This is a genomic window from Coprococcus aceti, from assembly GCF_025567285.1.
Classification (GTDB): domain Bacteria; phylum Bacillota; class Clostridia; order Lachnospirales; family Lachnospiraceae; genus Coprococcus; species Coprococcus aceti.
Map to the genome: position 1 here is coordinate 220,733 of NZ_JAOQJT010000002.1, position 23,995 is coordinate 244,727.

Genomic DNA, 23,995 nt, shown 5'->3' on the forward strand with positions numbered 1-23,995 from the left:
CTCCTGTTTAATATCTTCTATTGTTATTTATCCAGATCGTTCTCAATAAGGTTGACTGATACGAGGGTAGATACACCCTTCTCCTGCATGGTTATACCGTACAGGATATCAGCAGCCTCCATGGTTCCCTTTCTGTGTGATATAACTATGAACTGCGTATCCTTTGTAAGCCTGTTGAGATACTGTGCAAATCTTCTTACGTTCGAGTCGTCAAGAGCCGCCTCTATCTCGTCCAGCAGACAGAAAGGTGATGGCTTCAGACTCTGAATTGCAAATAACAGTGCTATGGCGGTGAGGGACTTCTCTCCACCTGACAACTGCATCATATTCTGGAGCTTCTTTCCAGGTGGCTGTGCTATGATCCTGATACCTGTTTCAAGAAGATCCTCGGTATCAACCAGCTCAAGTGCACCACGTCCACCACCGAACAGCTCCTTGAATACCTTGTCGAACATGACCTGTATCTCCTTGAACTTCTCGGCAAACTGCTCCTGCATTGATTTTTCAAGCTCCGCAATGATATTTACAAGGTTGGTCTCCGCACTGACTATATCGTCATGCTGTCCCTTGAGAAATTCGTATCTCTCAGAGACTTCTTTGTAGTCATCTATGGCATTGACATTGACATCTCCAAGGGATTTGATCTTGGCCTTTACTGCAACGATCTCCTTCTTTAGTGCCGGCAGTTCAGGAAGATTATCGTCCTTGAGTTCCTGGGCACTGCTGTATGTAAGCTCATACTCCTCCCACATATAGTTGCTGAGTTCGTCTGCTTTCTCAGTGTTCTTCTCGATTATCGATGTGAGCTTGTATGAGTCCTTCTCGAGTCCTGCAATCTTTTCGGAAAGTTCTTCTCGTCTGGCAAAGAATTCCTTGTGGCTCTGCTGTAATTCCTCTCTCTTGACTGAGAATTCGTTTACCTTGTCCTCGTTGTAAGCGATACTTCCGGTTCTGCTTGCGATATCTGTCTTTATAGCAGCTATTCTGTCTTCCAGCTCTGTGATCTCACTGAATGATGACTCCACGCGGCTTGTAAAGCCCTCAAGTTCTTCCTTGTATTTTTCGATATCCATATTTATTCTTCGGATATTTTCTACAATGAAGTCCTCTTTCTGCTTGACGGAATTAAACTTAATCATAAGCTCAGATACCCTTGCGTTTGCAGCGGTGAGCTTATCCTTGTTCTCCTGTCCCTGTCCCTCAAGTTCTTCCACTCTTGCCTCAGCTTCAAGCCTCATGGCTTCATGCTTTTTGTTGTTGTCGGCAAGAGAATCCTTATTGTTGTTTATCTCCGTTATCTGATTATTGAGCTCTGCTACCTCTTTCTCGATCGAGACAAATACTCTTTCAGATTCGGCAAGTTTTTCTTTGACCTGGTCAATACTCATGGTCAGAGTATTCTTTTTCAGATATGCCTGCTGCAGTTCGGAGTTGTATTTGTCTATATCCTGTCTGAGCTGATCTCTTGAAGTCTTAAGTTGTGCGTCGAGAGCCGCAGCCTTTGACGCTGTTGATTTCAGGTTATCGATTTGCTCCTTGAGTTCATCCAGTTCTCTCTTTCTTCCGAGAAGGTTACTGGAATTCCTGAATGCACCTCCGGTCATTGATCCGCCCGGATTTATCAGTTCTCCCTCTATGGTGACAAGTCTGAGCGACTGATTGTTCTTACGCGCTACCGCCAGGGCATTATCGATATTGTCGACAACTATGATCCTGCCTAAAAGGTTCTTTACCAGCGTGTTGAATTTGGAATCGACCTCAACAAGATCTGATGCAACTCCTATGACTCCTTTTTCCCTGAGCACATCATTTCTGACGGAACCGCGGTCTGTTATGGTGTTAAGCGGAAGAAATGTTGCACGTCCGAGTCTGTTGGTCTTCAGATATGAGATCATTCTCTTGGCAGTGGCATCGTCCTCAGTGACAATGTTCTGTATACTTCCGCCAAGGGCAGTCTCCACAGCGACCTCGTACTTCTGATTTACCGTGATTATGTCCGCAACAACGCCTATTATGCCCGGATTCCACTGTTTCTGTTCCATGACTCGTCTGATACTGTTGCCGTATCCGTCGTATCTCTCAGTTATATTTCTGAGAGCCTCCATCTTGGACTCTGTGGCCGAAAGCTTCTCGTTGGTGTTGTGGATCAGCTCACGGTTAGTTTTGTTTCTATTCTGATTCTGGGCAAGCTGATCGGTTGCACTGTCCAATCCCGCGAGAATGACCTTTACTCCCGCCTCAAGTTCGGCAAGCTGTGATGACAGTGACTCATATTCCTTCTTGTCCCCGGCATCGTCGCTCTTAAACTGCAGAAGTCTCTGGTTGAGCTGTGTCTTTCTAAAGTTGATATTCTCCAGCATGGCGTCATATCTTCCGACCTTTGCCTGGAGATTACCGCTCTCATGCATATATTCTATGATGTCAGCCTTGCAGCTCTCAATCTCCTGCTGGCAGGCCTCTATGTAGGAGGTCATGTCGGAGCTTTCCTTCTGGGCTGTTTTAAGTGCCTGTTCAACTTCTGAGATAGAGTCATCCAGTTCATCTTTCTGGGATGTGTAATCTGCGAGTTCTTCCTCGCCGGACTCGATCTGGCTGTTGATTCGGTCTATCTGATCATGTATGTTCTGATCGTTCATTTTGAGTGTGATTATCTGCTGGTTGATAACATTTATCTCACCTTCAGCACGCTCTTTTGCAAGCCTGTTCTCATGAATCTCGTTTTTAGATGACTCAATTATGGAATTGAGCTGCTCTATAGCAGTCTCTATTTGGTCGTATTCTTCCTTTGTCTGTTCATACGCCTGCTTGCTCTCATCTATATCATCGTTTACGATAGTGAGCCTGTTCTGATCTTCCTCGAGAGCTGTTTTAAGTTTCTCTGTCTCGAGAAGGAATGCATTCACATCGAGTTTTTTTAATTCATTTTTAAATGCCAGGTATTTCCTTGCGGTCTCAGACTGCTCCTTGAGTGGTCCGACCTGTTTTTCAAGCTCCTTGAGAATGTCGTTGACACGGCTGAGATTGTCCCTCTCTGCTTCAAGTGATTTCTCCGCAGCAGCCTTGTTCTTCTTGAACTTTACGATTCCGGCAGCCTCGTCAAAAAGCTCTCGTCTCTCCTCAGGTTTACCATTGAGGATCTTCTCGATCTGGCCCTGTCCGATGATTGAATAACCCTCCTTACCGATACCGGTGTCAAAGAAGAGAGAATATACATCCTTCAGTCTGCTGACAGTACCGTTAATCAGATATTCAGACTCTCCTGATCTGTATACTCGTCTTGCAACTGTGACTTCATTATAATCTATAGGAAGGCTGTGATCGCTGTTGTCAAGAGTTATGGCAACATATGCGGAGCCCTGCGGCTTTCTGAGCTGTGTTCCCGAGAAAATGACATCCTCCATCTTGGAACCACGGAGACTCTTGGCACTCTGTTCACCCAGAACCCATCTCACTGCATCCGCTACATTGCTCTTACCCGAACCATTAGGTCCAACGATACAGGTTATTCCGTGATTGAATTTGAATACTATCTTGTTTGCAAATGACTTGAAGCCATTTACCTCTATACTCTTTAAATACATAAATTAATCCTGCTTTTTTCTTAATTGTAACAATGTTTTGTATGCAGCCATCTGTTCGGAGTTTTTTCTGTTTGAACCCTCACCTCTGGCTGTAGCCTGGCCATCTATCATGGCATCCGATACAAATATCTTGTTATGTTCAGGCCCCTTCTCCTCTATGAGCTCATACTTTAATTCTTTTCCATTCTTCTGGCAGAATTCCTGAAGGGTTGACTTTGCATCGTAGAACAATGATTTTGTCTCAACGTCATCCAGCAGGAACTGATGGACAAACTTCTTGGCGACATCCATTCCGCCATCAAGATACATCGCACCGAGAACGGATTCAAAGAGATCACACAGAATGGATTTCCTTGTCCTTCCGCCTGTCTGGGCTTCACCCTTGCTAAGAAGGACAAATTTGCCATATCCAAGACTCTCGGATATCTGTGAAAGAGTAAATTCGCATACAAGACTTGCCCTCAGCTTTGTGAGTTTTCCCTCCTCATATTCTCTCTTCTTGCGGAAGAGATAGTCACTCACAATATACTCAAGGATGGCATCCCCGAGAAACTCAAGTCTCTCATATGACTCAGTTTTATTAACCTTAAGCTCATTTGCAAATGACGTGTGTGTCAGAGCCGTTATCAGAAGTCTTATATCCTTGAATTCGTATCCTATTCTTTTTTCAAGCTCACCATAATCCTTCTTCATTATGCCTGCTCCTCACTCAGCTTTTCAGCAATCTTGGCGTTTACTCCGGTCTCACTGAAGTTGATGCACTGGAATATTGCACTCTTAACTTCTTCGTTGTGTGAGTTGCCGTGGATCTTTACTACGAGTCCCTTAAGTCCAAGAAGAGGTGCTCCACCCTTTGTCTTGGCGTTGAATCTCTCCTTGAGCTCTCCGAGGGAATCCTTTATAAGTGCACCGCCGATCTTTGACTTGAATGAAGACATGACCGCTTTCTTGATCTCTCCAAGCAGCATTTTTGCAAGTCCCTCGTACAGCTTGAGGATAACATTTCCCACAAATGCTTCACATACGATGACATCTGCAGCACCATTTGGAATCTCACGAGCTTCTATACTTCCAACAAAATTGATGTCCTTACATTCCTTGAGCAGTGGGTATGTCTCCTTTACGAGGGCGTTACCCTTCTCCTCCTCGTCACCAATATTGACGATGGCTACTCTTGGCTTCTCGATCTTCTCGATGTTCTCCATATATATGGAACCCATCTTTGCAAACTGAAGCAGATGCTCAGGTCTCGCATCTACATTAGCACCGCAGTCAATAAGAAGTGAATATCCCTTGGTCGTAGGGATGAGTGGTGCCAGAGGTGATCTCTTCACACCTTTGGATCTTCCGACGATAAGCTGTCCTCCTGCAAGGATGGCTCCTGAGCTTCCGGCTGAGATTATTGCGTCAGCCTCTCCACTTTTTACCATATTCATTCCAACTGTAAGTGATGAGTCTTTCTTGCTTCTGATTGCCTGAACAGGTGCATCGTGACATGTGATCTCCTCAGTACAGTTCTTTATCTCTATCTTGGAGGTGTCATATGTGTATTTTGCAAGCTCACCCTTTATGACAGCCTCTTTTCCAGTGAGAATTATATGAGCCTTTGCCCCTTCGTTCACAGCTTCTACAGCACCTCTTATGATCCACTCCGGTGCATAATCTCCGCCCATAGCATCTACTACAATTCTTGTATCGCCCATATCAAAACTCTCCTATCTTACGTGTATTATGGGATATCCCACCATATAATTATTTTTAGGTGCAAACGCACAAGGTCATTATATATTTCTGAATTGTCAAAGTCAAATATTTCAGTACAAATATACAAACCACCATGTATATATGTGCACGAAAAAAGACCTTCCTTATTATAAAAATAAGAAAGGTCTTGTTTATTCTACTACTCAAATACCGAGTGAGAACTGGAAATTACTCAGCAACTGAGATAATCTCTTTCTTGTTGTATGAACCGCAGTTCTTACAAACTCTGTGTGGAACCATTAACTCGCCACACTTGCTGCACTTAACTAATGCTGGTGCAGACATCTTCCAGTTAGCTCTTCTCTTATCTCTTCTAGCCTTTGAGCTCTTATTCTTTGGACAAATTGACATTATTCACACCTCCTCAATTCTTTAAGATGTCATTAAAAACTGATAATCTCGGATCAGGAACAAAATCATCACAGTTACATGTACCATGATTCAGATTCGTTCCACACACCTTACAGAGTCCCTTGCAGTCATCCCTGCACAGAATCTGTATTGGAACTAAACCCATCAGTTCCTTTTTCAACAGTGCGTCCATATCGATATTACAGTCTTCAAAATAGCTTAACTCATCTATCTCATCTACCTTATCAGAATCCAAAACGGAAGTATCAATAACTGTGTCGATATCTATATGGAAAGTTCTCTCAAACTCCTCCAGACATCTGTCACACACAAGCTCCATGACAACATCAGTGCTTCCGGTAACCTTGACTCTGTTCTTGCCGTCATTCGACAGATTCAGTTGAAAATCATCTGCCTGTCCAATCCGGTAGTCCATTCCCTTAAACTGGAAACTATCAAAGTCTACATGTACTTCAACGCTTTTAGTCAATCCCTCAGTGGATAAAATCTCAGATAAATCAATTAACATAATATCTCCTAAAAATCGCACATCTGCTATTATACATATACAGATATTTATTGTCAACAAAATATTGCAAAATTTTTATACAATTCCGTCAACTGAATCCTGTCGTTATACAGAAGACTTATTTTGTAACAAGCTCTACAGTCTCTCTTGCAATGGCAAGCTCTTCGTTTGTAGGAACTACCCATACCTGAACCTTTGAAGCGTCAGTGGATATCTTCTGCTCTTCGCCGCGGATCTCGTTCTTAGTCTCATCTATATCGATACCCATGAATGAAAGATCCATTGTTGATACTCTTCTTACATATGGATTGTTCTCTCCGATTCCTGCCGTAAACGCTATCGCATCAAGGTCTCCCATTGCGGCTGCATATGCTCCAATATATTTCTTGACACTGTAGCAGAATACATCGAGAGCAAGACGGCATCTGTCATTGCCATCCTTCATGCCGGCGTCAAGATCTCTGAAATCACTTGATACGCCTGAAAGTCCTGATACACCTGACTTCTTATTAAGAATAGTTGTTATCTCCTCAACGCTCTTGCCCTCTTTGCCGGCAATGAACTCAAGAATCGCAGGATCTATATCACCGCTTCTTGTGCCCATAGGAAGACCTGCAAGAGGTGTGAGTCCCATGGAAGTGTCCACTGACTTACCGCCGTCAACTGCTGTGATACTTGATCCGTTTCCAAGGTGGCATACGATAAGCTTGGTATCTTTGATATCCCTGCCTATAAGCTCTGCCAGTCTCTTGGATACAAAGCTGTGGCTTGTTCCGTGGAAACCGTATCTTCTTATCTTATAATTCTCGTAATATTCGTAAGGTATTGCATATGTATATGCTTTATCAGGCATGGTCTGGTGGAATGCTGTATCAAATACCGCAACCATAGGAACACCCGGCATATGTGCCTGACATGCTCTGATTCCAATGAGGTTGGCAGGGTTGTGAAGTGGTGCAAGATCATTACACTCTTCTATGGCCGCCATTACTTCGTCTGTTATAACTACTGAATTCGCAAACTTCTCACCGCCGTGAACTATTCTGTGTCCAACAGCGTCGATCTCTGACAGTGAAGCGATAGCTCCCTTATCTGTATCAAGAAGAGCGTCAAGAACAAATTTTACAGCAGCATTGTGATCCGGCATAGCGGCATCCACTGTATACTTATCCTTACCCATGGTCTGATGTGTGAGCTTTCCGTCGATACCGATCCTCTCACACAGTCCTTTTGCTATAACAGCCTCTGTATCAGAATCAATAAGCTGATACTTCAGTGATGAACTACCACAATTAATTACAAGAACCTTCATTTCAATCCTCCTGCACAACTTATGTGTAAATAAATCATCTTTAAAAATTATCTTTTACTATCTCTCTTTTGGAGTTACCTTCATTCTGCCGTCCTCCTGAGCCTGAGCCTGGATAGCTGTTATGGCAACAACTCCAACTATATCGTCTGCAACACAGCCTCTTGACAGGTCGTTTACAGGCTTTGCAATACCCTGTGTAACAGGACCATATGCATCAGCTTTTGCGAGTCTCTGTACAAGCTTGTATCCGATGTTCGCTGCATCAAGATCAGGGAACACAAGAACATTCGCATGTCCTGCAACTTTGCTTCCAGGTGCCTTTGATGCTGCAACCTCAGGAACGAGTGCTGCATCTGACTGAAGCTCACCATCACACAGAAGGTCAGGGAACTCAGCGTTAACGATCTCTGTAGCTTCAATAACCTTGTCAACGTCAGGATGCTTTGCGCTTCCCTTTGTTGAATGTGACAGCATAGCCACAACAGGTGTCTCATCAACCAGAAGTTCAAATGACTTCGCTGACTGCTCTGCAATATCTGCAAGCTCTGACGCTGACGGGCTCTGATTGAGTCCTGCATCTGCAAATACAAATGTTCCATTGGCACCATACTGACAATCTGGAACTACAACCAGGAAGAATGCTGATACGATTCTTGTTCCCGGAGCAGTCTTCAGTGTCTGAAGTGCTGCACGGAGCACATCTGCTGATGCGTTGATCGCACCGGCAACCATACCGTCTGCATCATCCTGTTTAACCATCATACATCCAAAATATAATGGGTTTGTTAAAAGCAGTTCCTTGGCTCTTGCCTCGGTCATGCCCTTCTTTCTTCTCATCTCTACAAAAGCATCCACGTATTCATCAAATTTCTCATAATTCTTAGGGTCAACAAATGATGCTCCGCTGAGATCGATATCACCAGCTCTGCTCATGATATCTTCCTTGTCTCCAACCAGGATAATGTTCGCAATGCCCTCTGCCAATACCTTGCCGGCTGCCTCGATTGTTCTCATGTCTGATGTCTCAGGCAGTACGATCGTTTTCTTATTCTGTTTGGCTTTTTCTTTTAACTGATCAATAAACTTCATGTTTATTTCCCCCTTTGAAATAATGAAAACACACATAGTTAAAGTTTAACTCATTGCCCCATTATTCTCAATAGAAATAGCCAAAAAAATTGTCTTTTTATCCGTACAATCCGTGATAATAACTAAAAAAATCTAACACTCAATTTCCATCGCCAGCTTAAGCTGGTTTCTCAATTTTTCTAAATTACCTGAATTGTCTATCTTTTTTGAACAATTTTCCTCATAATAGCTGTCAGGCTCCTGCGAAGCGATGACTTTTCTTGCTTTTTCATCGGTAAATCCGCGATAAGCACACAAACGTTCAATTCGTTTTGAAACGTCTGCATAGACATACCACATCTCATCGCAGATGTCCAAATACCCATCCTGGATAAGCAGTGCAGCTTCAAGAACGTATAGTCTGCATCCTGACTTTTTCTGCTCCTCCATGGATTCAAGAATGGCCTTTTTTACATTTGGGTGGGTTATGGAATTGAGGATATCGAGCTGCTTCTGATCGCTGAAAACGACCGCTGAAAGCTTTGCTCTGTCGATTCTGCTGTCTTCATCAAGAATATCTCTTCCAAAGTGTTCCACTATGTCATTGTATGATATCTGTCCCGGTTCCATAAGTCTGTGAGCCAGAGCGTCGGCCTCCATAATGAATGCTCCGTAGTCTCGCTGCATTATATCAAGCACAGCAGTTTTTCCAGAACCGATACCACCAGTTATTCCTATGATCTTCATATTATTTTGCCTCATACCAGTTATTTCCTGATGCAACGCCCACCTCAAGAGGTACGGTCATATCTGCGGCATGCATCATCTCATCAACGAGAAGCTTCTTCACTATGTCCACTTCATCCTCGGCAGCCTCTATAAGAAGCTCATCGTGTATCTGCAGGATAAGCTGTGACTTCAGTCCGAGCTCCTTGAGCTTCATGTTAACTCTCACCATGGCGATCTTGATTATGTCCGCAGCGGTTCCCTGTATAGGCGAATTCATGGCAACCCTCTCGCCAAAACTCCTCTGCATAAAGTTGGATGACTTCAGCTCAGGGATAGGCCTGATCCTTCCGAACATGGTCGTCACATAGCCTTTTTCCTTTGCGTGGGCTACCTGTTCATCCAAATACGCTTTTATACTCTTATAGGTGTCGTAATACTTTGCAATGAAATCTGAAGCCTCTTTTCTGGATATACCCAGATCCTCACTCAGACCAAATGCGCTGATTCCGTACACGATTCCGAAGTTGACTGCCTTGGCATGCCGTCTCTGGAGAGGTGTCACTTCACCAATCGGAACCTCAAACACCTCAGATGCCGTAGTGGCATGAATATCCACGTTATTCAGAAAGGCATTCTTCATAACCTCATCTCCCGACAGATGGGCAAGTACACGAAGCTCTACCTGTGAGTAATCGGCATCTACAAATATATATCCCTCCTTAGGGATAAATGCCTTTCTGATAAGTCTTCCGAGTTCCAGCTTCATAGGTATATTCTGAAGGTTAGGCTCTGTTGAGCTTATTCTTCCGGTTGCCGTGATAGTCTGGTTAAAGGTTCCGTGAATACGTCCGTCATCCGATATATAGTTCACAAGTCCCACTGCGTATGTGGAATTGAGTTTTGTGAGCTGTCTGTATTCCAGAATATCTCCGATGATAGGATGTTCGTTTTTGACCTTTTCAAGTACATCCACACTTGTTGAGTAGCCCGTCTTGGTCTTTTTGCCGCCCGGTATGCCCATATCTTCAAAAAGGATAGGTCCAAGCTGCTTCGGAGAATTGATATTGAACTCTTTTCCTGCGTAACCGATTATCGAATCGTGAAGCTCCTGAATCCTCTTCTCAAGCTTTTTGCTGTATTCCTCAAGCTCTGCCTTATCGACTCTTATTCCGCGTTTTTCCATGTCGTATAAGGTGTAAACGGTAGGGAGCTCAACCTTATTGTACAATTCGAGCATGCCTTCTTTGGCAAGCTTATCCATGACGATATCCTTTGCAAGGAGCGGAACGACCGCCTTGTACGAAAATACTTCAAGGAAATTATCACTTATAAATGTAAATATATTCAATTCATCTTTGCCGATGAGTTCCTTCTCAGAAAGAAGTATGTTGCCAAGATATTCCTTTGCGACATCATCGTAATCGTATGAATCCTCCATCGGATTAAGGAGATATGCTGCCACTCCTATATCAAGTACATTTGTGTCACATTCATGAAAATCTACATATTTCAGCGCGCTCTTAAGATCCTCCATGCATATGATGATTCCGGCATTCTTCAGATCGTATATGAATTTGACTGCCTCATCAGGATCTATACCCGATGAACAGTTTATCACATACACATCCTTTGAATCACAGGCAACGGCTATGCCGAGCATCATGTCATCACTGTGGGCAACGTATACACCGACAGCTCCTGATTTCTTTGCAGCATCCTCGATATAAGCAAAGTCGGCTGTAGAATGTACCACTGTTATATCCGGTTTCAGTTCACTTACGGTCTGCTTGTTGTCAAACTTCTTTAAGAGACTCTTGAATTCCAGCCTTTTGAAAATGTTGTATGAACTGTCATTAAACGCGTTCTCATATGTGGTATCCTCAAGCTTGAAATCCAGTTCACAGTCAAGCTTGATCGCTGCAAGCTCCCTGGACATTATTGCCTGTTCTGAGAACTCCGCAAGATTTTTCTGGGCTTTAGGAGGTTTGATCTCGTCTATATGTTCAAGAGCTCCGGCCACAGATCCCCACTGCTGAATGATCTTGGATGCGGTCTTCTCGCCTATTCCAGGAACCCCTGGGATGTTATCTGACGTATCTCCCATAAGTCCCTTCATATCTATAAACTGGACTGGTGTAACTCCGTAGAGATCCTTCACATCATCTGCGTAATAGTTCTCTATCGTGGTTCCACCTGCTTTTGTCTTCGGAATACGGACGAGGATATTGTCTGTTGCAAGCTGCAGAAGATCCCTGTCACCCGATACTATCACGACTTTGTATCCGGCAGAATCTGCAACTCTTGACAATGTTCCTATAATGTCATCAGCCTCATAACCACCCTTCTCAACTATGGTGACGTTCATCGCTGTCAAGACTTCTTTTATGAGTGGTACCTGCTCACGCAGTTCATCCGGCATAGGCTTTCTTGTGCCCTTATACTCTTTGTACACAAGATGTCTGAATGTAGGCTGTTTAACGTCAAATGCCACGCATACATTTGTCGGATTCTCTTCGTCGATTATCTTGAATATAATATTAAGAAAACCGAGGACAGCATTCGTGTGAAGTCCCTCATAGTTGGTGAGATCCGGAAGCCCGTAAAAAGCTCTGTTAAGTATGCTGTGTCCATCTATTATCAATATCTTTTTACCTGTATCTGGCATGAAAACCTCCTCTTATTTACCGCTCGCCATAGAGTATTCTGACTATTCGATACCCTTATGATTCGCATTATATTTTTTGATATTCTGCATAAATTCCGTACTTTCATCCCTGACTTTGTTTTGTTCTTCGTAATATCTGTCGATATCACTGAGATCATAGCGGGAATCGTCCAAAAGTCTTGAGCCAAAGAATTCAGCATAATAGTATTCAGGTTGCTCACTGAGTTTGGAATTCTGTTCATAGTTGTAGACCTTGTCAAGAGCACCGCTGTACAGCCATATAAGTCCGGCAACAACGGCTGCAATTCCGACCAGTATCGTGGAATTTGCTATTCTCTTTACCGTGGTAAGTCTGTTCATCTCTTCCTCAAGATGCTTATCCAGGGCATTCTTAAAATCTGTAGATATATTATCAGACTCGTCCAGTTGTTTCATACCAACTATAAGCGTGTAATAGATATCCAGCTCTTCATAGCAGTTTTTGCATGATCTGACATGCTTAATAAACTCTCTGAGTTCATCGTCAGGGAGTTTATTCTCAATAAACGCCATTATCTTTGACTGTGCTTCCAAACAATTCATATGATCCACCTAGTTAATCTCAAATGATCCATCATCCTGTGTGTTTTCAATCTTTCTTATGACCAGATAATACGGCTCACCCTTCTCTGGAACGACCTGGACTCTGTCGCCAACCTTGTGTCCCATGATCGCCCTGCCTATAGGTGATACGTTGCTCACCCTTCCGTCAAGCACATCAGCACGAACGCTTGTGACAACTCTGTATGTTTCCTCCTCGTCGTCATCCTCAAAATAAACGGTTACCGTGTTATCAATTCCAACCTCATCGTCTGCTGAGGTATCATCTATTATATCTGCAGTCCTGACAAGCCTGTCCAGATATCTGATCCTTCGCTCATTGGCATTCTTGTCTTTCTTTGCTGCATAATATTCAAAATTCTCACTGAGATCCCCCTGAGCTCTTGCCTCCTTTACGGCTTCAAGCTTCTCCTTCCTGACTACACATTTTCTATATTCGATCTCCTGTTCCATCTTTTCGATGTCTTTTTTTGTAAGCTGCTTACCCATATCGATACGCCTCCAAATCTAACGCAATACTTTATATATACTATCACAAAATCCATTCAAAGTAAAATGAGGTGTTGCTGCACTAGTTATCATGGCGGCTGCCTGTATCCAGTGCGGATACAGCCCTCATAAAAAATACCCGGCAACCACTGCATGCAGTAATTACCGGGTAAAGTGTATACGTTTAAATATATAACCAGAAATTAGTTGTTGATAAGCTTGTCTGACTCGTTGTTCCAGCTATAAAGTGCTCTGATCTGCTCTCCAACCTTCTCTGATGGATGCTCTGAAGCAAGCTTTCTCATAGCCTTGAAGTGAACCTGACGTCCTGCTGGTGACATGTCAAGGAGGAACTCCTTAGCAAATGAACCATCCTGGATGTCCTTAAGGATCTGCTTCATAGCCTTCTTTGTCTCTGCTGTAACGATCTTAGGACCTGTTATATAGTCACCGTACTCTGCTGTGTTAGAGATTGAATATCTCATTCCAGCGAATCCTGACTGGTAGATAAGGTCTACGATAAGCTTCATCTCATGGATACACTCGAAGTATGCGTTTCTTGGATCATAACCAGCCTCGCAAAGTGTCTCGAAACCAGCCTGCATAAGTGCACAAACACCACCACAAAGGACTGCCTGCTCACCGAAGAGGTCTGTCTCTGTCTCTGTTCTGAATGTTGTCTCAAGAACGCCGGCTCTTGCTCCACCGATTGCAAGTGCATATGCAAGTGCAAGGTCAAGTGCCTTACCTGTAGCATCCTGCTCTACAGCAACAAGACAAGGTGTACCCTTTCCTGCCTGGTACTCTGAACGTACTGTGTGTCCAGGTGCCTTTGGAGCGATCATTGTTACGTCAACATCCTTTGGTGGCTTGATACAACCGAAGTGAATGTTGAAACCATGAGCGAACATAAGCATGTTACCTGGCTCAAGGTTTGGCTCGATATCCTTCTTGTACATATCTGCCTGTAACTCATCGTTGATAAGAATCATAATTATATCAGCCTGCTTTGCAGCCTCAGCGGCTGTGTATACCTTAAATCCCTGTGCCTCAGCCTTAGCCCATGACTTGCTTCCCTCGTAAAGACCGATGATGACATTGCATCCTGACTCCTTAGCGTTGAGGGCATGTGCATGACCCTGACTACCATATCCTATGATTGCGATTGTCTTTCCATCAAGTAATGAAAGATTGCAATCCTGCTGATAATAAATCTTTGCTTCTGCCATTTCTTTAATCCTCCTAAATATGTATAAAATGACTTATATATTAACTACCACTTGGATAATTAAAAACGTGTTAACCTCTGATGAGACCTGTGAGACCTGTGCGTACAAGCTCAACTATCTCATGTCCATCGAGCAGTCTGAGGAACGCCTCACACTTGGTTGTTGTTCCCGTAAGTTCTATAATAACCGAATCTTTGGAAACGTCAACTATATTCGCTCTGAAAATATCTGCAACTGAGATAATATCCTTTCTCTCAGATGGATTTGCCTTGACCTTGACAAGTACAAGCTCTCTGCACACAGACTTGCCCGGCTCAAGTTCTACGATATCTACTACATCCTCAAGTTTGTTGAGCTGCTTTTTAATCTGGATGAGACTGGCTTCATCGCCACTAACCGCAACAGTCATTCTGGAATAAGCAGGATTCTCAGTCTCTCCTACTGTCACACTGTCAATGTTATAGCCTCTTCTACTGAACAGTCCTGACACTCTGCTCAAAACTCCTGATGTGTTGTCAACAAGCAGTGACAAAACAATATTACCCATCTATATGTACCACCTTTCAACTCGTCTCTTTAAAATGTACTAAATTATTATAGTTATAAACCACTTTAATGTCAATTTATAACGTGAATTTTGTAATTATTTTTATCTGTTATTTCTGATAATTTTTGTTGTGTATTTACAAATACCCCAAAACTTATAGTGAGATATCCGGATTTTTCCAAATATTTACTCTATGCCCAGAAGATTCTTGACTACAACCACGCAGTTTGCCGCATCCTCGGAATATCCATCCGCACCGATCTCCTCGGCGTAGCTCTCGGTTATAACTGCACCGCCTATAACAACTTTACTGTCCAGGCCATTCTCCTTCACAGCTTCAACAACATCCTTCATCTTGACCATGGTGGTTGTCATGAGGGCTGACAGTCCGATTATGCTGGCGTTATTATCCTTTGCCGCTTGTATTATCACATCACAAGGAACATCCTTGCCGAGATCTATAACATTAAATCCATAGTTTCTGAGCATAAGAACCACGAGGTTCTTACCTATATCATGTATATCGCCCTCAACTGTCGCCACGACTATGGTAGGCATATCAGAGCTGTCCTTGTCCTTCAGAACAAGTGGACTTATAACACCTATCGCCATCTCCATGGTCTCAGCACTTGATATGAGCTGTGGCAGGAAATATTTTTTCTTCTCGAAGAGTCGTCCAACCTCATTTATCGCACCTATCAGATCGTTATCTATGATGGACTGGGGATCAGCTCCGCTGTCAAGCACAGCGTGTACATCGTCAAGTATTGATCTCTTATTTCCCTTGAGAACATCTATGTATATCTGGCTTTTTCCCTCCAGATCAGATCCTGCTTTGCCGCCGGATGCACCCGCTCCCGGTGAGGCAAGCTCAAGAGGTTTGACATTCTCAATATAACGGACATCGCTCTCCTCCTTGAAAAGCAGCATATCAGAAGCAAATGCAGCATTCATGAGCATGGTCTGGGAAGGATTTGCTATAGCCATCGTAAGTCCACGAGAGATAGCCATGGTGAGGAATGCTGTATTTACAAACATTCTCTCAGGAAGTCCAAATGAAATGTTGGACAGACCACAGATGGTTGCAAGTCCGTTGTTATAACAGTAGTTTATGGTTTTCAGGCAGTTGATGGCAGCGTCCTTCTGGGCACCGACCGTTGCAACAAGTCCGTCCACAACCACATCATTCTTCGTAAATCCCATCTCATACGCAGTGCCAAGCACCGTGTTGATTATGTCCTCCTTCTCCTGTGGACTCTCCGGAAGCCCCTTATCCGACAGAGGAAGAAGAATAAACATAGCTCCGTACTTCTTTACAAGAGGCAGTATCTCTTCCATCTTCACCTTCTCAAGGGATACTGAATTGACAAGCGCACGTCCCGGATAGATACGAAGTGCCGCCTCAAGTACCTCTGGTGAGCTGGAATCAAGGCATAACGGAAGGTTTACAGCCTGCGATACCTGATATACTACCTTAAGCATCATATCTCTCTCATCGATACCATTCATACCGACATTGATATCAAGTATTGAAGCGCCTTTATCTACCTGCTCTTCGGCCATATTCATGACAAGCTCAAGAGATCCCTCCCTGAGCTCAGCCTGAAGCTTCTTCTTTCCAGTCGGGTTGATTCTCTCTCCAACAACCTTAAACGGAGCATCCAGATCTATTATGAGAGATGAACGCTCAGATGATATACATCTGACATGCTCTGAACTTATCTCAGGAACAGGCATCTTGGAAGCCATATCAGCAAGAGCCTTTATGTGTTCAGGTCTCGTACCGCAACAGCCACCAACCATTCCGGCCCCGGCCTCGATTATCATCTTCATATCTTCAGCAAATTCCTCAGGGGTCATCCGATATACGCTTTTATCATTTACAAGCTCCGGCATTCCGGCGTTCGGCTTTGCAAATACAGGGATAAATGCGATGCTCTTCATCTGTCTAACAAGCTCGACCATCTTATCAGGGCCTGTGGAACAGTTTACACCTATAGCTGCCACTCCAAGATTCTGAAGAACATTTACTGCTGTCACAGGATCGGTTCCATACAGGGTACGTCCATCCTCGTTGAATGTAAGGCTGGCGATTATAGGGAGATCTGACACTTCATTTGCCGCAATAACCGCAGCTCTGGTCTCAGCGAGGCTCATCATGGTCTCGACCACAAGCAGGTCACAACCACTCTCGTCTATGACCTTTATCTGTTCCTTATACACGTCGACCAGCTCTTCAAACTTCAGTTTTCCCATAGGATAGAGCATCTCGCCGGTCATGGTGATATCGCCCGCCACGAGGCCATGGCCTGCAGCCTTGACCGCTTCCTTAGACAATTCTACAAGTCTTCTGTTCATGTCCTCAAGATCATCGGCAAGCCCATACTCGTTGAGTTTTATCCTGTTACATGTAAAGGTTGGAGCATACAGAATATCTGTGCCGGCGTTCAGATATGCAACCTGGAGGTCAAACATTATCTGTGGACGTTCAAGTATCCATTTCTCGGGGCACACGCCAAGAGGCATGCCTGCATTCATAAGATTTGTTCCTGTGGCTCCATCAAGTATAAGTATCTTATCATCAAACAGTTTTCTGAAATCTGCCTTTTTCATGTCTTATCTCCTCGTACTCAGGCCTGATCCAGACCTTCATCAGTTATTTTTCCATCGCCGTCTGCGGCTGCTGTTGCCAGCATGTCACATCTCTCATTTCCAGGGTTGCCGGCATGACCTTTGACCCACAGGAATTCCACGTTGTGTGGTGCTTTTGCTGCAAGCAGACGTTCCCACAGATCCCGGTTTTTGACCGGTTCATTCTTGCCGCGCTTCCAGCCTTTTTTGATCCAGCCCTCTATCCAGTGCTGGTTAAATGCGTTGCACAGATACTGTGAATCTGAATACAATTTCACATTACATGGCTTTATAAGAGCCTCAAGCCCGACTATCGCCGCCATAAGCTCCATTCTATTGTTTGTTGTCTTTATATATCCCTGGCTGTATTCTCTCTCATGAAGCTGTCCATTTGCATCGATAAACTGAAGAACAGCACCATATCCACCAGGTCCATTTGGATTGCCTCTGGCAGATCCATCAGTGTACAATATTACATCCATATATGATCTCCATAATTATATTTTCTGTATAAATGAGTCTATGATACGAACAAGTCTTCCTGACGCTTCATCGCCCGCCGCAATGATCTCCTCGTGCGAAAGCTCTCCGCCGAGGCCTGCAGCTTTGTTGCATATTGAGGAAAGACCTGCGACACGCATTCCCATATGTCTTGCAGCTATGGCTTCACATACAGTGCTCATTCCAACTGCATCTGCCCCCATTCCCGCAAACATTCTTATCTCTGCAGGAGTCTCATACTGAGGACCGGTGACCTGAATATATACACCCGACCTGAAATCAATATCATTTTCAGCAAATGCTTCTCTGATATAGCTATTCAGCTCCACATCGTAGACATGTGTCATATCGGGAAATCTCACACCCAATTTATTATAGTAACTGCAAATGAGTGGCGATGGTACAAATGTTGAAATGTGATCACTTATCATCATGATATCGCCCGGCTCAAGCTTCTCAGATATTCCGCCTGCAGCATTTGTGAGCAGAAGCTTATCTACACCAAGCAGCCCTATTACACGGACAGGCATGACAACCTGGCTCATATCGTATCCTTCATAATAATGGACCCGTCCCTGCATGATAAGGACCTTTTTCCCGTGGATACATCCGTATACGAAGCGGCCTCTGTGTCCTGCTACTGTAGATACAGGAAAATGTGGAATATCTCCGTAATCCACATACACAGGGTTCTCAATAACGTCCGCCATATGTCCCAGACCACTGCCCAGGATAAAGGCTATATCAGGAACATCTCCTATCGCATGTCTCAAATACGAGGCAGCCTCCGTCAACTGATCGTATGTTACCAAATCATCACCCCCATAATACAAAACAAGGTCAGGATATTATTCCTGACCAGGATCTATATAAGTTATAACGGAGACGGAGGGATTTGAACCCTCGCGCCGGTTGCCCGACCTACCGCATTTCGAGTGCGGACCCTTCAACCTCTTGGGTACGTCTCCAATTACACTTTAATAATAGCAGATGACAGGCATTCCGTCATATACTATATTAAACAACTGTTCTGCCGCGGATACAGGAAGATTTACACATCCATGGGATCCGCTGTTCTTGTATATATCACCGCCGAATGAACTTCTCCACGATGCATCATGGAATCCGATTCCCAGCTCGCCTATGAATGGCATCCAGTATGTTACAGGAGTCTCATAGTCATCGCCGATAAGCACAGCAGGTGTCTTCTTATACAGGATCGTATATACACCTTCAGGTGTTCTGTATTTGCCATTGTTTGCAAGGCTTCCGGTTACGCAGTCGGAATCCCACACAAGATTGCCGTCTACATATGCATATACATGCTGCTGGCCAAAATCACATTCGATATATGAATCACCGATATCATCGCCGCCATCGTGATAAACTGCAGCGTAGCAGTCAAACGGCGGTGTATGTGTTGTGGACTCTCCGGCTTCAAGAAGCTTCATGAGCTCTTCTGTCTCACCGTCCACATCGATCATCCAGCCATACCAGGTATTCGCCAGAGTGATGACATCACCATTATGAGTTCTGAAATTCCTCGGCACACCGTATGTATCGTATCTGCTTGCGATATCCTCGACATACTCACGCACCTTGTCTTCTGAGAATTTCCATTTTCCTTTTACGTTGCTGATCCAGTCGCCATATTCCTTGCTGGTAAGCTTCCATGACACCTGATCTATCTCATATGTAATGGTCATCTCAAGGATCTTTGCAAGTTCCTTCTGCTCATTTACTATCTCTTCACTGTCGGCTGTGAGCTCAGGACTCTCGTATGCGTCACTTTCCGATACATCAAGCACGGATTCACCTTTAACAATCGCCTCATCTATTATACAGCATAATCTGTCAAAATCAAGATAATTTCCTTCAGATTCAGGAATAATTGTTGATTCTCCATCCTTGATCTTAACATAGGCATCTTCCGGTTTCTCCATCTTGGACTCGTCAAGACTGTCATAGCTCTTCAAAAGCTTCTCGAGAGCATCCTTGTCATATGACGCTGAATAGTAAAGGTCATAATCTTTTCTCTTTAGCATGTAATAAGGCCAGAGAAAGCCATTTTGTTCGCTTATGATCTTCTTGGCTGTTATATTCGGCTTTATATCAAGCGATATATCTTCTGGTTTTATGACATGTTCCTCACCGCCCCTGAGCTTGAGTGTGAGGGAATAATCCTGTATGTAACTCTCTATGTATGCATCGACATCATCAAGTGAGTAAAACGAATAGTCTATATCATTGATGTATGTCTTGTAGTTGTAATGGAACATGAACCATATCGATATAACTATATATGTACATACGACCACCGCTCCAAATATAGCCGCTGTGATCTTCAAAGCCCTGTGAGTCTTTTTTGCAGGCTTGTCATCCGGTTCGTCCGCTTCATCAGAAGCTTCATTATCTGGGAATATCGGTATCCCTACTCCATCGGGAATGGCTGCATCCGATGCCGCAGTCTCCGGTTCGGTCTCTGTCCCCCCGAATATTGTCTCTTCAGCAACTATCTCTTCAGTGGCATCAGTGTTCACATTATCTTTATCTATATTGTTATCATCTGTGTTATTGTTCATAAAATCACGCTCTTCCCCTTCACACATAATTCCATGCGAACTTACATCCAACATACATAATATTATATGCTATATTACTATAATTCAACACTTAATTATGTTTAAATATAAGAGGCTAACGCACTGTTATCTGGACAAATTGATGGTCACCAGATCCGGTTCGTTATTAACTCTGATTCGGATAGTGTGAAGTCCGAGTCCTGCACAGACTATCATATTATGTCCATCGCAGGAATATAACCCCTTATAGTACTTTGGAAACAGTCTGATCATAGGCGATATCACGCCTCCGAGAAATGGCAGAATCACAAGTCCACCATGTACATGGCCGGATACAGTAAGATCAGCGCCCCATCGGGAATATTCTTCAAAATAATCGGGATCATGTCCTATAAGTATATTGTAATCGGATCTGCTTATCGGTGGAAGTTCATTCAGCAGATACTCTTCATCCATATCGAGCTTTTTGAATCTTCTGTAATATTCCGTCTTCATGTCAAGTCCGTATATCGTGACATTGTATTCATCAAGATGAACACTTTCATTTATAAGCCAGGTGATGTTATCTTTTGTTCCTTCATATAACCTGTTCCACATATCACCATATTTTTCATATATGGATACGCGCATCTCATGATTTCCTTTTCCCATATACACAGGAAAACGCTTGCCAAGTTCATTCAGAAAATGTATACCTATATCTACTGTAAGTCCCGGCTTTCCGACTATTATATCCCCCGCCACCAGTATGAAATCCGGATTAATCTTTTCTATACAGCTTATAAGCTTCTCGTTGTCCTTTCCAAATTCCGCATTGTGGAGATCTGATATCATGACTATCCGGGCTTTTTTTCTTATTCTCCTGTCATGCAGTTGATAATTTGAAAACGAGATTCTTCTGTTTTCGCGGTAACTCTCTATCAAAACATTAACAAGCGTTATAATGCATAGTACGATAACTACAACTAAAAAAATCTTCATTTATTTAACCTCAATATGTAAATTGTAACTTGAGCACTTTAACGAAAGCGTACTTCATACTCATGGAATCAACCTTCTCCGCCGCATATATCGGCACTGAACCGATGCACCTCTCGCCAATATAATAGCTCATCTTTCCAAGCTCTTCACCACTGTCAACCGGGGCAGTCAGTGGATCTCTCATCTCCAGTTTCTTCTTCACATCCTCCGCGTGTTCTCCCGCAAGCAAGATCCCGGTGAATTGTGAGTCGGTCTTAATTGTAACACAACTTTCGGTGCCATTGTCTATGGAAATCTCTTTTTCCTGAAGAATATTCAGATCTGTATATTTCTGGCACATCGAATATCCATAATCAAGCAGCCTGCAGGCGTCTTTGTTTCTGATATCCTTTGTATCAGCTCCCATGATGACAGCAATAAGCTGTATGCCGTCCCTCTCAGCAGTCGCCGACATGCAATATTTTGCGGTATTTGTGAAACCTGTCTTAAGGCCGGTTGCTCCTGTATACATATTCAAAAATTTATTTGTGTTGACGAGATCAAACTGACTCTCGCCCCTTCGTGTTTTATGTATGATCGAATCCATCCATATGCCTGAATAATCAAATATGGCAGGATATTTTGTTATGAGTTCTCTGGACATTATGGAGATATCCCGTGCTGACATTTTATGTCCATCCGCATCCAAGCCACACGCATTTTTGAAACTTGCATTTGTCATCCCCAGCTCAGCAGCCCTCTCATTCATCTTTTTCACAAACGCTTCTTCGCTTCCGGCAACCTTTTCCGCCATGGCAACAGCCGCATCGTTTCCGGATGCAATTATAATACACTTTATCATATCTTCAACAGTCTGTTCTTCTCCTGCCTCAAAGAAGCATTGCGATCCGCCCATGGACGCAGCATGTTCACTCACAGTTACAATATCATCAAGAGTCATTTGTCCGGCCCCTATCGCCTCAAAAGCCAGAAGAAGCGTCATAACCTTTGTAACCGAAGCCGGAGCCATGGCTTCATCACAGTTTTTTTCAAATAACACCTGACCTGTGGATGCCTCAACGAGTATACAGCTTGGAGATTCCACCTCCAGAACTTCTGTCTGGTCTGCCGCCTGAGTCTCTGTCTGTTCCTCTGCATATACCATAAGATTCGTACCATTTGTGTTTGCAAATATGATAAAGATGAGTACCGTTATAACAGATAATCTTCTGATATTTTTCTTCCTGCCCATCTTTTTTCTATCCGGAAAATGCAGCATACAACTCCTCTTTCAGTTTCTGTTTATATATTATATTATGCATTTATCCGGCAATATGACTTTTTATCCCACCAATATAGTATTATTTTCTTTATTTTGTAAAGTTTTTCTGATATAATCAATGGCTAGAAAAAAGGAGGACATGTTTCATGAGTATGAAATTAGTTAAACGAGTACCAACTGGCGATGAGATCAAGGAACTATACCCTCTTTCAAGCGAGTTGAAAGCCATCAAAGCCAGAAGAGATGAAGAGATCAGAAAAATTTTCGTAGGCGATGATGACCGATTTATATTTATCATCGGACCTTGTTCAGCAGATAATGAGGATGCTGTTTGCGATTATCAGAATCGTCTTGCAAAGGTTGCAGATGAAGTTAAGGATAAGATACTGGTCATTCCACGTATATATACTAACAAGCCAAGAACTACTGGTGATGGTTACAAAGGAATGCTCCATCAGCCTGATCCTACAAAGGCATCAGACATGCTCGAGGGCCTTTACGCCATCAGAAAAATGCATATAAGAGCTATCAGGGAGACAGGACTCACCGCTGCTGATGAGATGCTTTATTCAGAAAACTGGCAGTATGTAGATGATATCCTCTCTTACGTTGCCATAGGCGCACGTTCTGTTGAGGATCAGCAGCACAGACTTACCGCAAGTGGAATGGATGTTCCTGTAGGTATGAAGAATCCTACAAGTGGTGACTACAACGTTATGATGAATTCCTGTATAGCAGGACAGCATCACCACACATTCCTCTATTCTGGATGGGAGGCACATACAGACGGAAATCCTTTGACACATTGTATATTGAGAGGTGCACTGAATAAGCATGGACAGTCTATATCCAATTATCACTATGAGGATCTCAGGCTCCTTGCTGACACATACAAGAAGTTCAACCTCGTAAATCATGCATGTATAGTTGATGCCAACCACAATAATTCTGGCAAGAAATTTATTGAACAGCCAAGAATTGTCAAAGAGATAATCCACAGCAGGAATTACGATTCTGAGATCAAGAATCTTGTAAAGGGTGTTATGGTTGAGAGTTATATTGAGGATGGCAACCAGCCAGTAGATGGTGGATGCTATGGTAAGTCTATCACAGATCCTTGTCTTGGATGGGATAAGACAGAGAGACTTCTCAAAGAAGTTGCTGATCTTCTGTAA

General features: G+C 43.4%; 20 protein-coding genes and 1 tRNA gene. 1 reads left to right on the forward strand and 20 read right to left on the reverse strand.

Features of this window, described 5'->3' with window-relative positions; translation table 11 throughout:
* Positions 1–23: 23 nt before the first annotated feature.
* From smc to OCV54_RS03570, 20 genes are all read right to left on the reverse strand, one after another.
* The gene (smc, locus tag OCV54_RS03475) at positions 24–3,581 is read right to left on the reverse strand and encodes a chromosome segregation protein SMC (RefSeq protein WP_055222663.1); all 3,558 of its coding nucleotides are present in this window, start codon (positions 3,579–3,581) and stop codon (positions 24–26) included.
* A gap of 3 nt (positions 3,582–3,584) precedes the next feature.
* On the reverse strand, positions 3,585–4,274 hold the full coding sequence (gene rnc, locus OCV54_RS03480) for a ribonuclease III (protein WP_022216448.1): 690 nt from the start codon (positions 4,272–4,274) through the stop codon (positions 3,585–3,587).
* Positions 4,274–5,284, reverse strand: a complete 1,011-nt coding sequence (gene plsX, locus OCV54_RS03485; RefSeq protein ID WP_022216447.1) for a phosphate acyltransferase PlsX — start codon at positions 5,282–5,284, stop codon at positions 4,274–4,276. The genes rnc and plsX overlap by 1 nt, the downstream gene beginning before the upstream one ends.
* A gap of 229 nt (positions 5,285–5,513) precedes the next feature.
* Positions 5,514–5,696, reverse strand: a complete 183-nt coding sequence (gene rpmF / locus OCV54_RS03490; RefSeq protein WP_004850916.1) for a 50S ribosomal protein L32 — start codon at positions 5,694–5,696, stop codon at positions 5,514–5,516.
* Between the two features lie 13 nt (positions 5,697–5,709).
* Positions 5,710–6,225, reverse strand: a complete 516-nt coding sequence (locus OCV54_RS03495; RefSeq protein ID WP_015534953.1) for a YceD family protein — start codon at positions 6,223–6,225, stop codon at positions 5,710–5,712.
* Between the two features lie 118 nt (positions 6,226–6,343).
* Positions 6,344–7,537, reverse strand: a complete 1,194-nt coding sequence (locus tag OCV54_RS03500) for an acetate/propionate family kinase (protein WP_055222664.1) — start codon at positions 7,535–7,537, stop codon at positions 6,344–6,346.
* 57 nt (positions 7,538–7,594) lie between these two features.
* Complete coding sequence (gene pta / locus OCV54_RS03505) at positions 7,595–8,626, reverse strand: phosphate acetyltransferase (protein ID WP_055222666.1); 1,032 nt, start codon at positions 8,624–8,626, stop codon at positions 7,595–7,597.
* 132 nt (positions 8,627–8,758) lie between these two features.
* On the reverse strand, positions 8,759–9,367 hold the full coding sequence (gene coaE, locus OCV54_RS03510; RefSeq protein ID WP_238050279.1) for a dephospho-CoA kinase: 609 nt from the start codon (positions 9,365–9,367) through the stop codon (positions 8,759–8,761).
* A complete protein-coding gene (gene polA / locus OCV54_RS03515; protein ID WP_055222670.1) occupies positions 9,354–11,999 on the reverse strand; it encodes a DNA polymerase I in 2,646 nt (881 codons plus the stop codon). Before polA ends, coaE begins: the two co-directional genes overlap by 14 nt.
* Before the next feature lie 42 nt (positions 12,000–12,041).
* Positions 12,042–12,581 (reverse strand): anti-sigma factor family protein, encoded by a 540-nt coding sequence (locus OCV54_RS03520; RefSeq protein ID WP_022216444.1) that lies wholly within the window; start codon positions 12,579–12,581, stop codon positions 12,042–12,044.
* A gap of 9 nt (positions 12,582–12,590) precedes the next feature.
* Positions 12,591–13,088, reverse strand: coding sequence for a transcription elongation factor GreA (gene greA, locus OCV54_RS03525; protein ID WP_015534956.1), 498 nt, complete (start codon positions 13,086–13,088; stop codon positions 12,591–12,593).
* A 203-nt stretch (positions 13,089–13,291) separates the two neighbouring features.
* Positions 13,292–14,317, reverse strand: coding sequence for a ketol-acid reductoisomerase (gene ilvC / locus OCV54_RS03530; RefSeq protein ID WP_015534957.1), 1,026 nt, complete (start codon positions 14,315–14,317; stop codon positions 13,292–13,294).
* A gap of 70 nt (positions 14,318–14,387) precedes the next feature.
* Positions 14,388–14,864 carry an acetolactate synthase small subunit gene (ilvN, locus tag OCV54_RS03535; RefSeq protein WP_015534958.1) on the reverse strand — a complete coding sequence of 159 codons (477 nt, stop codon included), beginning with the start codon at positions 14,862–14,864 and terminating at the stop codon, positions 14,388–14,390.
* Between the two features lie 186 nt (positions 14,865–15,050).
* Positions 15,051–17,477 (reverse strand): homocysteine S-methyltransferase family protein, encoded by a 2,427-nt coding sequence (locus OCV54_RS03540; RefSeq protein WP_022216443.1) that lies wholly within the window; start codon positions 17,475–17,477, stop codon positions 15,051–15,053.
* A 17-nt stretch (positions 17,478–17,494) separates the two neighbouring features.
* A complete protein-coding gene (gene rnhA, locus OCV54_RS03545; RefSeq protein WP_055222672.1) occupies positions 17,495–17,977 on the reverse strand; it encodes a ribonuclease HI in 483 nt (160 codons plus the stop codon).
* A 15-nt stretch (positions 17,978–17,992) separates the two neighbouring features.
* A complete protein-coding gene (locus tag OCV54_RS03550; protein ID WP_242849647.1) occupies positions 17,993–18,808 on the reverse strand; it encodes a purine-nucleoside phosphorylase in 816 nt (271 codons plus the stop codon).
* A gap of 68 nt (positions 18,809–18,876) precedes the next feature.
* A tRNA-Ser gene (locus OCV54_RS03555) sits at positions 18,877–18,964 on the reverse strand.
* 9 nt (positions 18,965–18,973) lie between these two features.
* Positions 18,974–20,578 carry a L,D-transpeptidase family protein gene (locus tag OCV54_RS03560; RefSeq protein ID WP_055222676.1) on the reverse strand — a complete coding sequence of 535 codons (1,605 nt, stop codon included), beginning with the start codon at positions 20,576–20,578 and terminating at the stop codon, positions 18,974–18,976.
* A 126-nt stretch (positions 20,579–20,704) separates the two neighbouring features.
* Complete coding sequence (locus OCV54_RS03565; protein ID WP_055222678.1) at positions 20,705–21,559, reverse strand: metallophosphoesterase; 855 nt, start codon at positions 21,557–21,559, stop codon at positions 20,705–20,707.
* 10 nt (positions 21,560–21,569) lie between these two features.
* Positions 21,570–22,817, reverse strand: coding sequence for a D-alanyl-D-alanine carboxypeptidase family protein (locus tag OCV54_RS03570; RefSeq protein ID WP_055222681.1), 1,248 nt, complete (start codon positions 22,815–22,817; stop codon positions 21,570–21,572).
* Between the two features lie 149 nt (positions 22,818–22,966).
* On the opposite strand from OCV54_RS03570, the gene OCV54_RS03575 reads away from it, so the two are divergent.
* Positions 22,967–23,995: a 3-deoxy-7-phosphoheptulonate synthase gene (locus OCV54_RS03575; protein WP_022216437.1), complete on the forward strand. Its 1,029-nt coding sequence runs from the start codon at positions 22,967–22,969 to the stop codon at positions 23,993–23,995.

Excerpts from the sequence above, each read along its gene's own strand:
- OCV54_RS03520 (WP_022216444.1), bottom strand. The coding sequence starts at position 12,581 with ATGAATTGTTTGGAAGCACAGTCAAAGATAATGGCGTTTATTGAGAAT.
- pta (WP_055222666.1), bottom strand. The coding sequence starts at position 8,626 with ATGAAGTTTATTGATCAGTTAAAAGAAAAAGCCAAACAGAATAAGAAA.
- polA (WP_055222670.1), bottom strand. The coding sequence starts at position 11,999 with ATGCCAGATACAGGTAAAAAGATATTGATAATAGATGGACACAGCATA.
- OCV54_RS03565 (WP_055222678.1), bottom strand. The coding sequence starts at position 21,559 with ATGAAGATTTTTTTAGTTGTAGTTATCGTACTATGCATTATAACGCTT.
- OCV54_RS03500 (WP_055222664.1), bottom strand. The coding sequence starts at position 7,537 with ATGAAGGTTCTTGTAATTAATTGTGGTAGTTCATCACTGAAGTATCAG.
- rpmF (WP_004850916.1), bottom strand. The coding sequence starts at position 5,696 with ATGTCAATTTGTCCAAAGAATAAGAGCTCAAAGGCTAGAAGAGATAAG.
- OCV54_RS03570 (WP_055222681.1), bottom strand. The coding sequence starts at position 22,817 with ATGCTGCATTTTCCGGATAGAAAAAAGATGGGCAGGAAGAAAAATATC.
- rnhA (WP_055222672.1), bottom strand. The coding sequence starts at position 17,977 with ATGGATGTAATATTGTACACTGATGGATCTGCCAGAGGCAATCCAAAT.
- OCV54_RS03575 (WP_022216437.1), top strand. The coding sequence starts at position 22,967 with ATGAGTATGAAATTAGTTAAACGAGTACCAACTGGCGATGAGATCAAG.
- smc (WP_055222663.1), bottom strand. The coding sequence starts at position 3,581 with ATGTATTTAAAGAGTATAGAGGTAAATGGCTTCAAGTCATTTGCAAAC.
- plsX (WP_022216447.1), bottom strand. The coding sequence starts at position 5,284 with ATGGGCGATACAAGAATTGTAGTAGATGCTATGGGCGGAGATTATGCA.
- greA (WP_015534956.1), bottom strand. The coding sequence starts at position 13,088 with ATGGGTAAGCAGCTTACAAAAAAAGACATCGAAAAGATGGAACAGGAG.
- coaE (WP_238050279.1), bottom strand. The coding sequence starts at position 9,367 with ATGAGGCAAAATAATATGAAGATCATAGGAATAACTGGTGGTATCGGT.
- OCV54_RS03560 (WP_055222676.1), bottom strand. The coding sequence starts at position 20,578 with ATGAACAATAACACAGATGATAACAATATAGATAAAGATAATGTGAAC.
- OCV54_RS03495 (WP_015534953.1), bottom strand. The coding sequence starts at position 6,225 with ATGTTAATTGATTTATCTGAGATTTTATCCACTGAGGGATTGACTAAA.
- ilvC (WP_015534957.1), bottom strand. The coding sequence starts at position 14,317 with ATGGCAGAAGCAAAGATTTATTATCAGCAGGATTGCAATCTTTCATTA.
- rnc (WP_022216448.1), bottom strand. The coding sequence starts at position 4,274 with ATGAAGAAGGATTATGGTGAGCTTGAAAAAAGAATAGGATACGAATTC.
- ilvN (WP_015534958.1), bottom strand. The coding sequence starts at position 14,864 with ATGGGTAATATTGTTTTGTCACTGCTTGTTGACAACACATCAGGAGTT.
- OCV54_RS03540 (WP_022216443.1), bottom strand. The coding sequence starts at position 17,477 with ATGAAAAAGGCAGATTTCAGAAAACTGTTTGATGATAAGATACTTATA.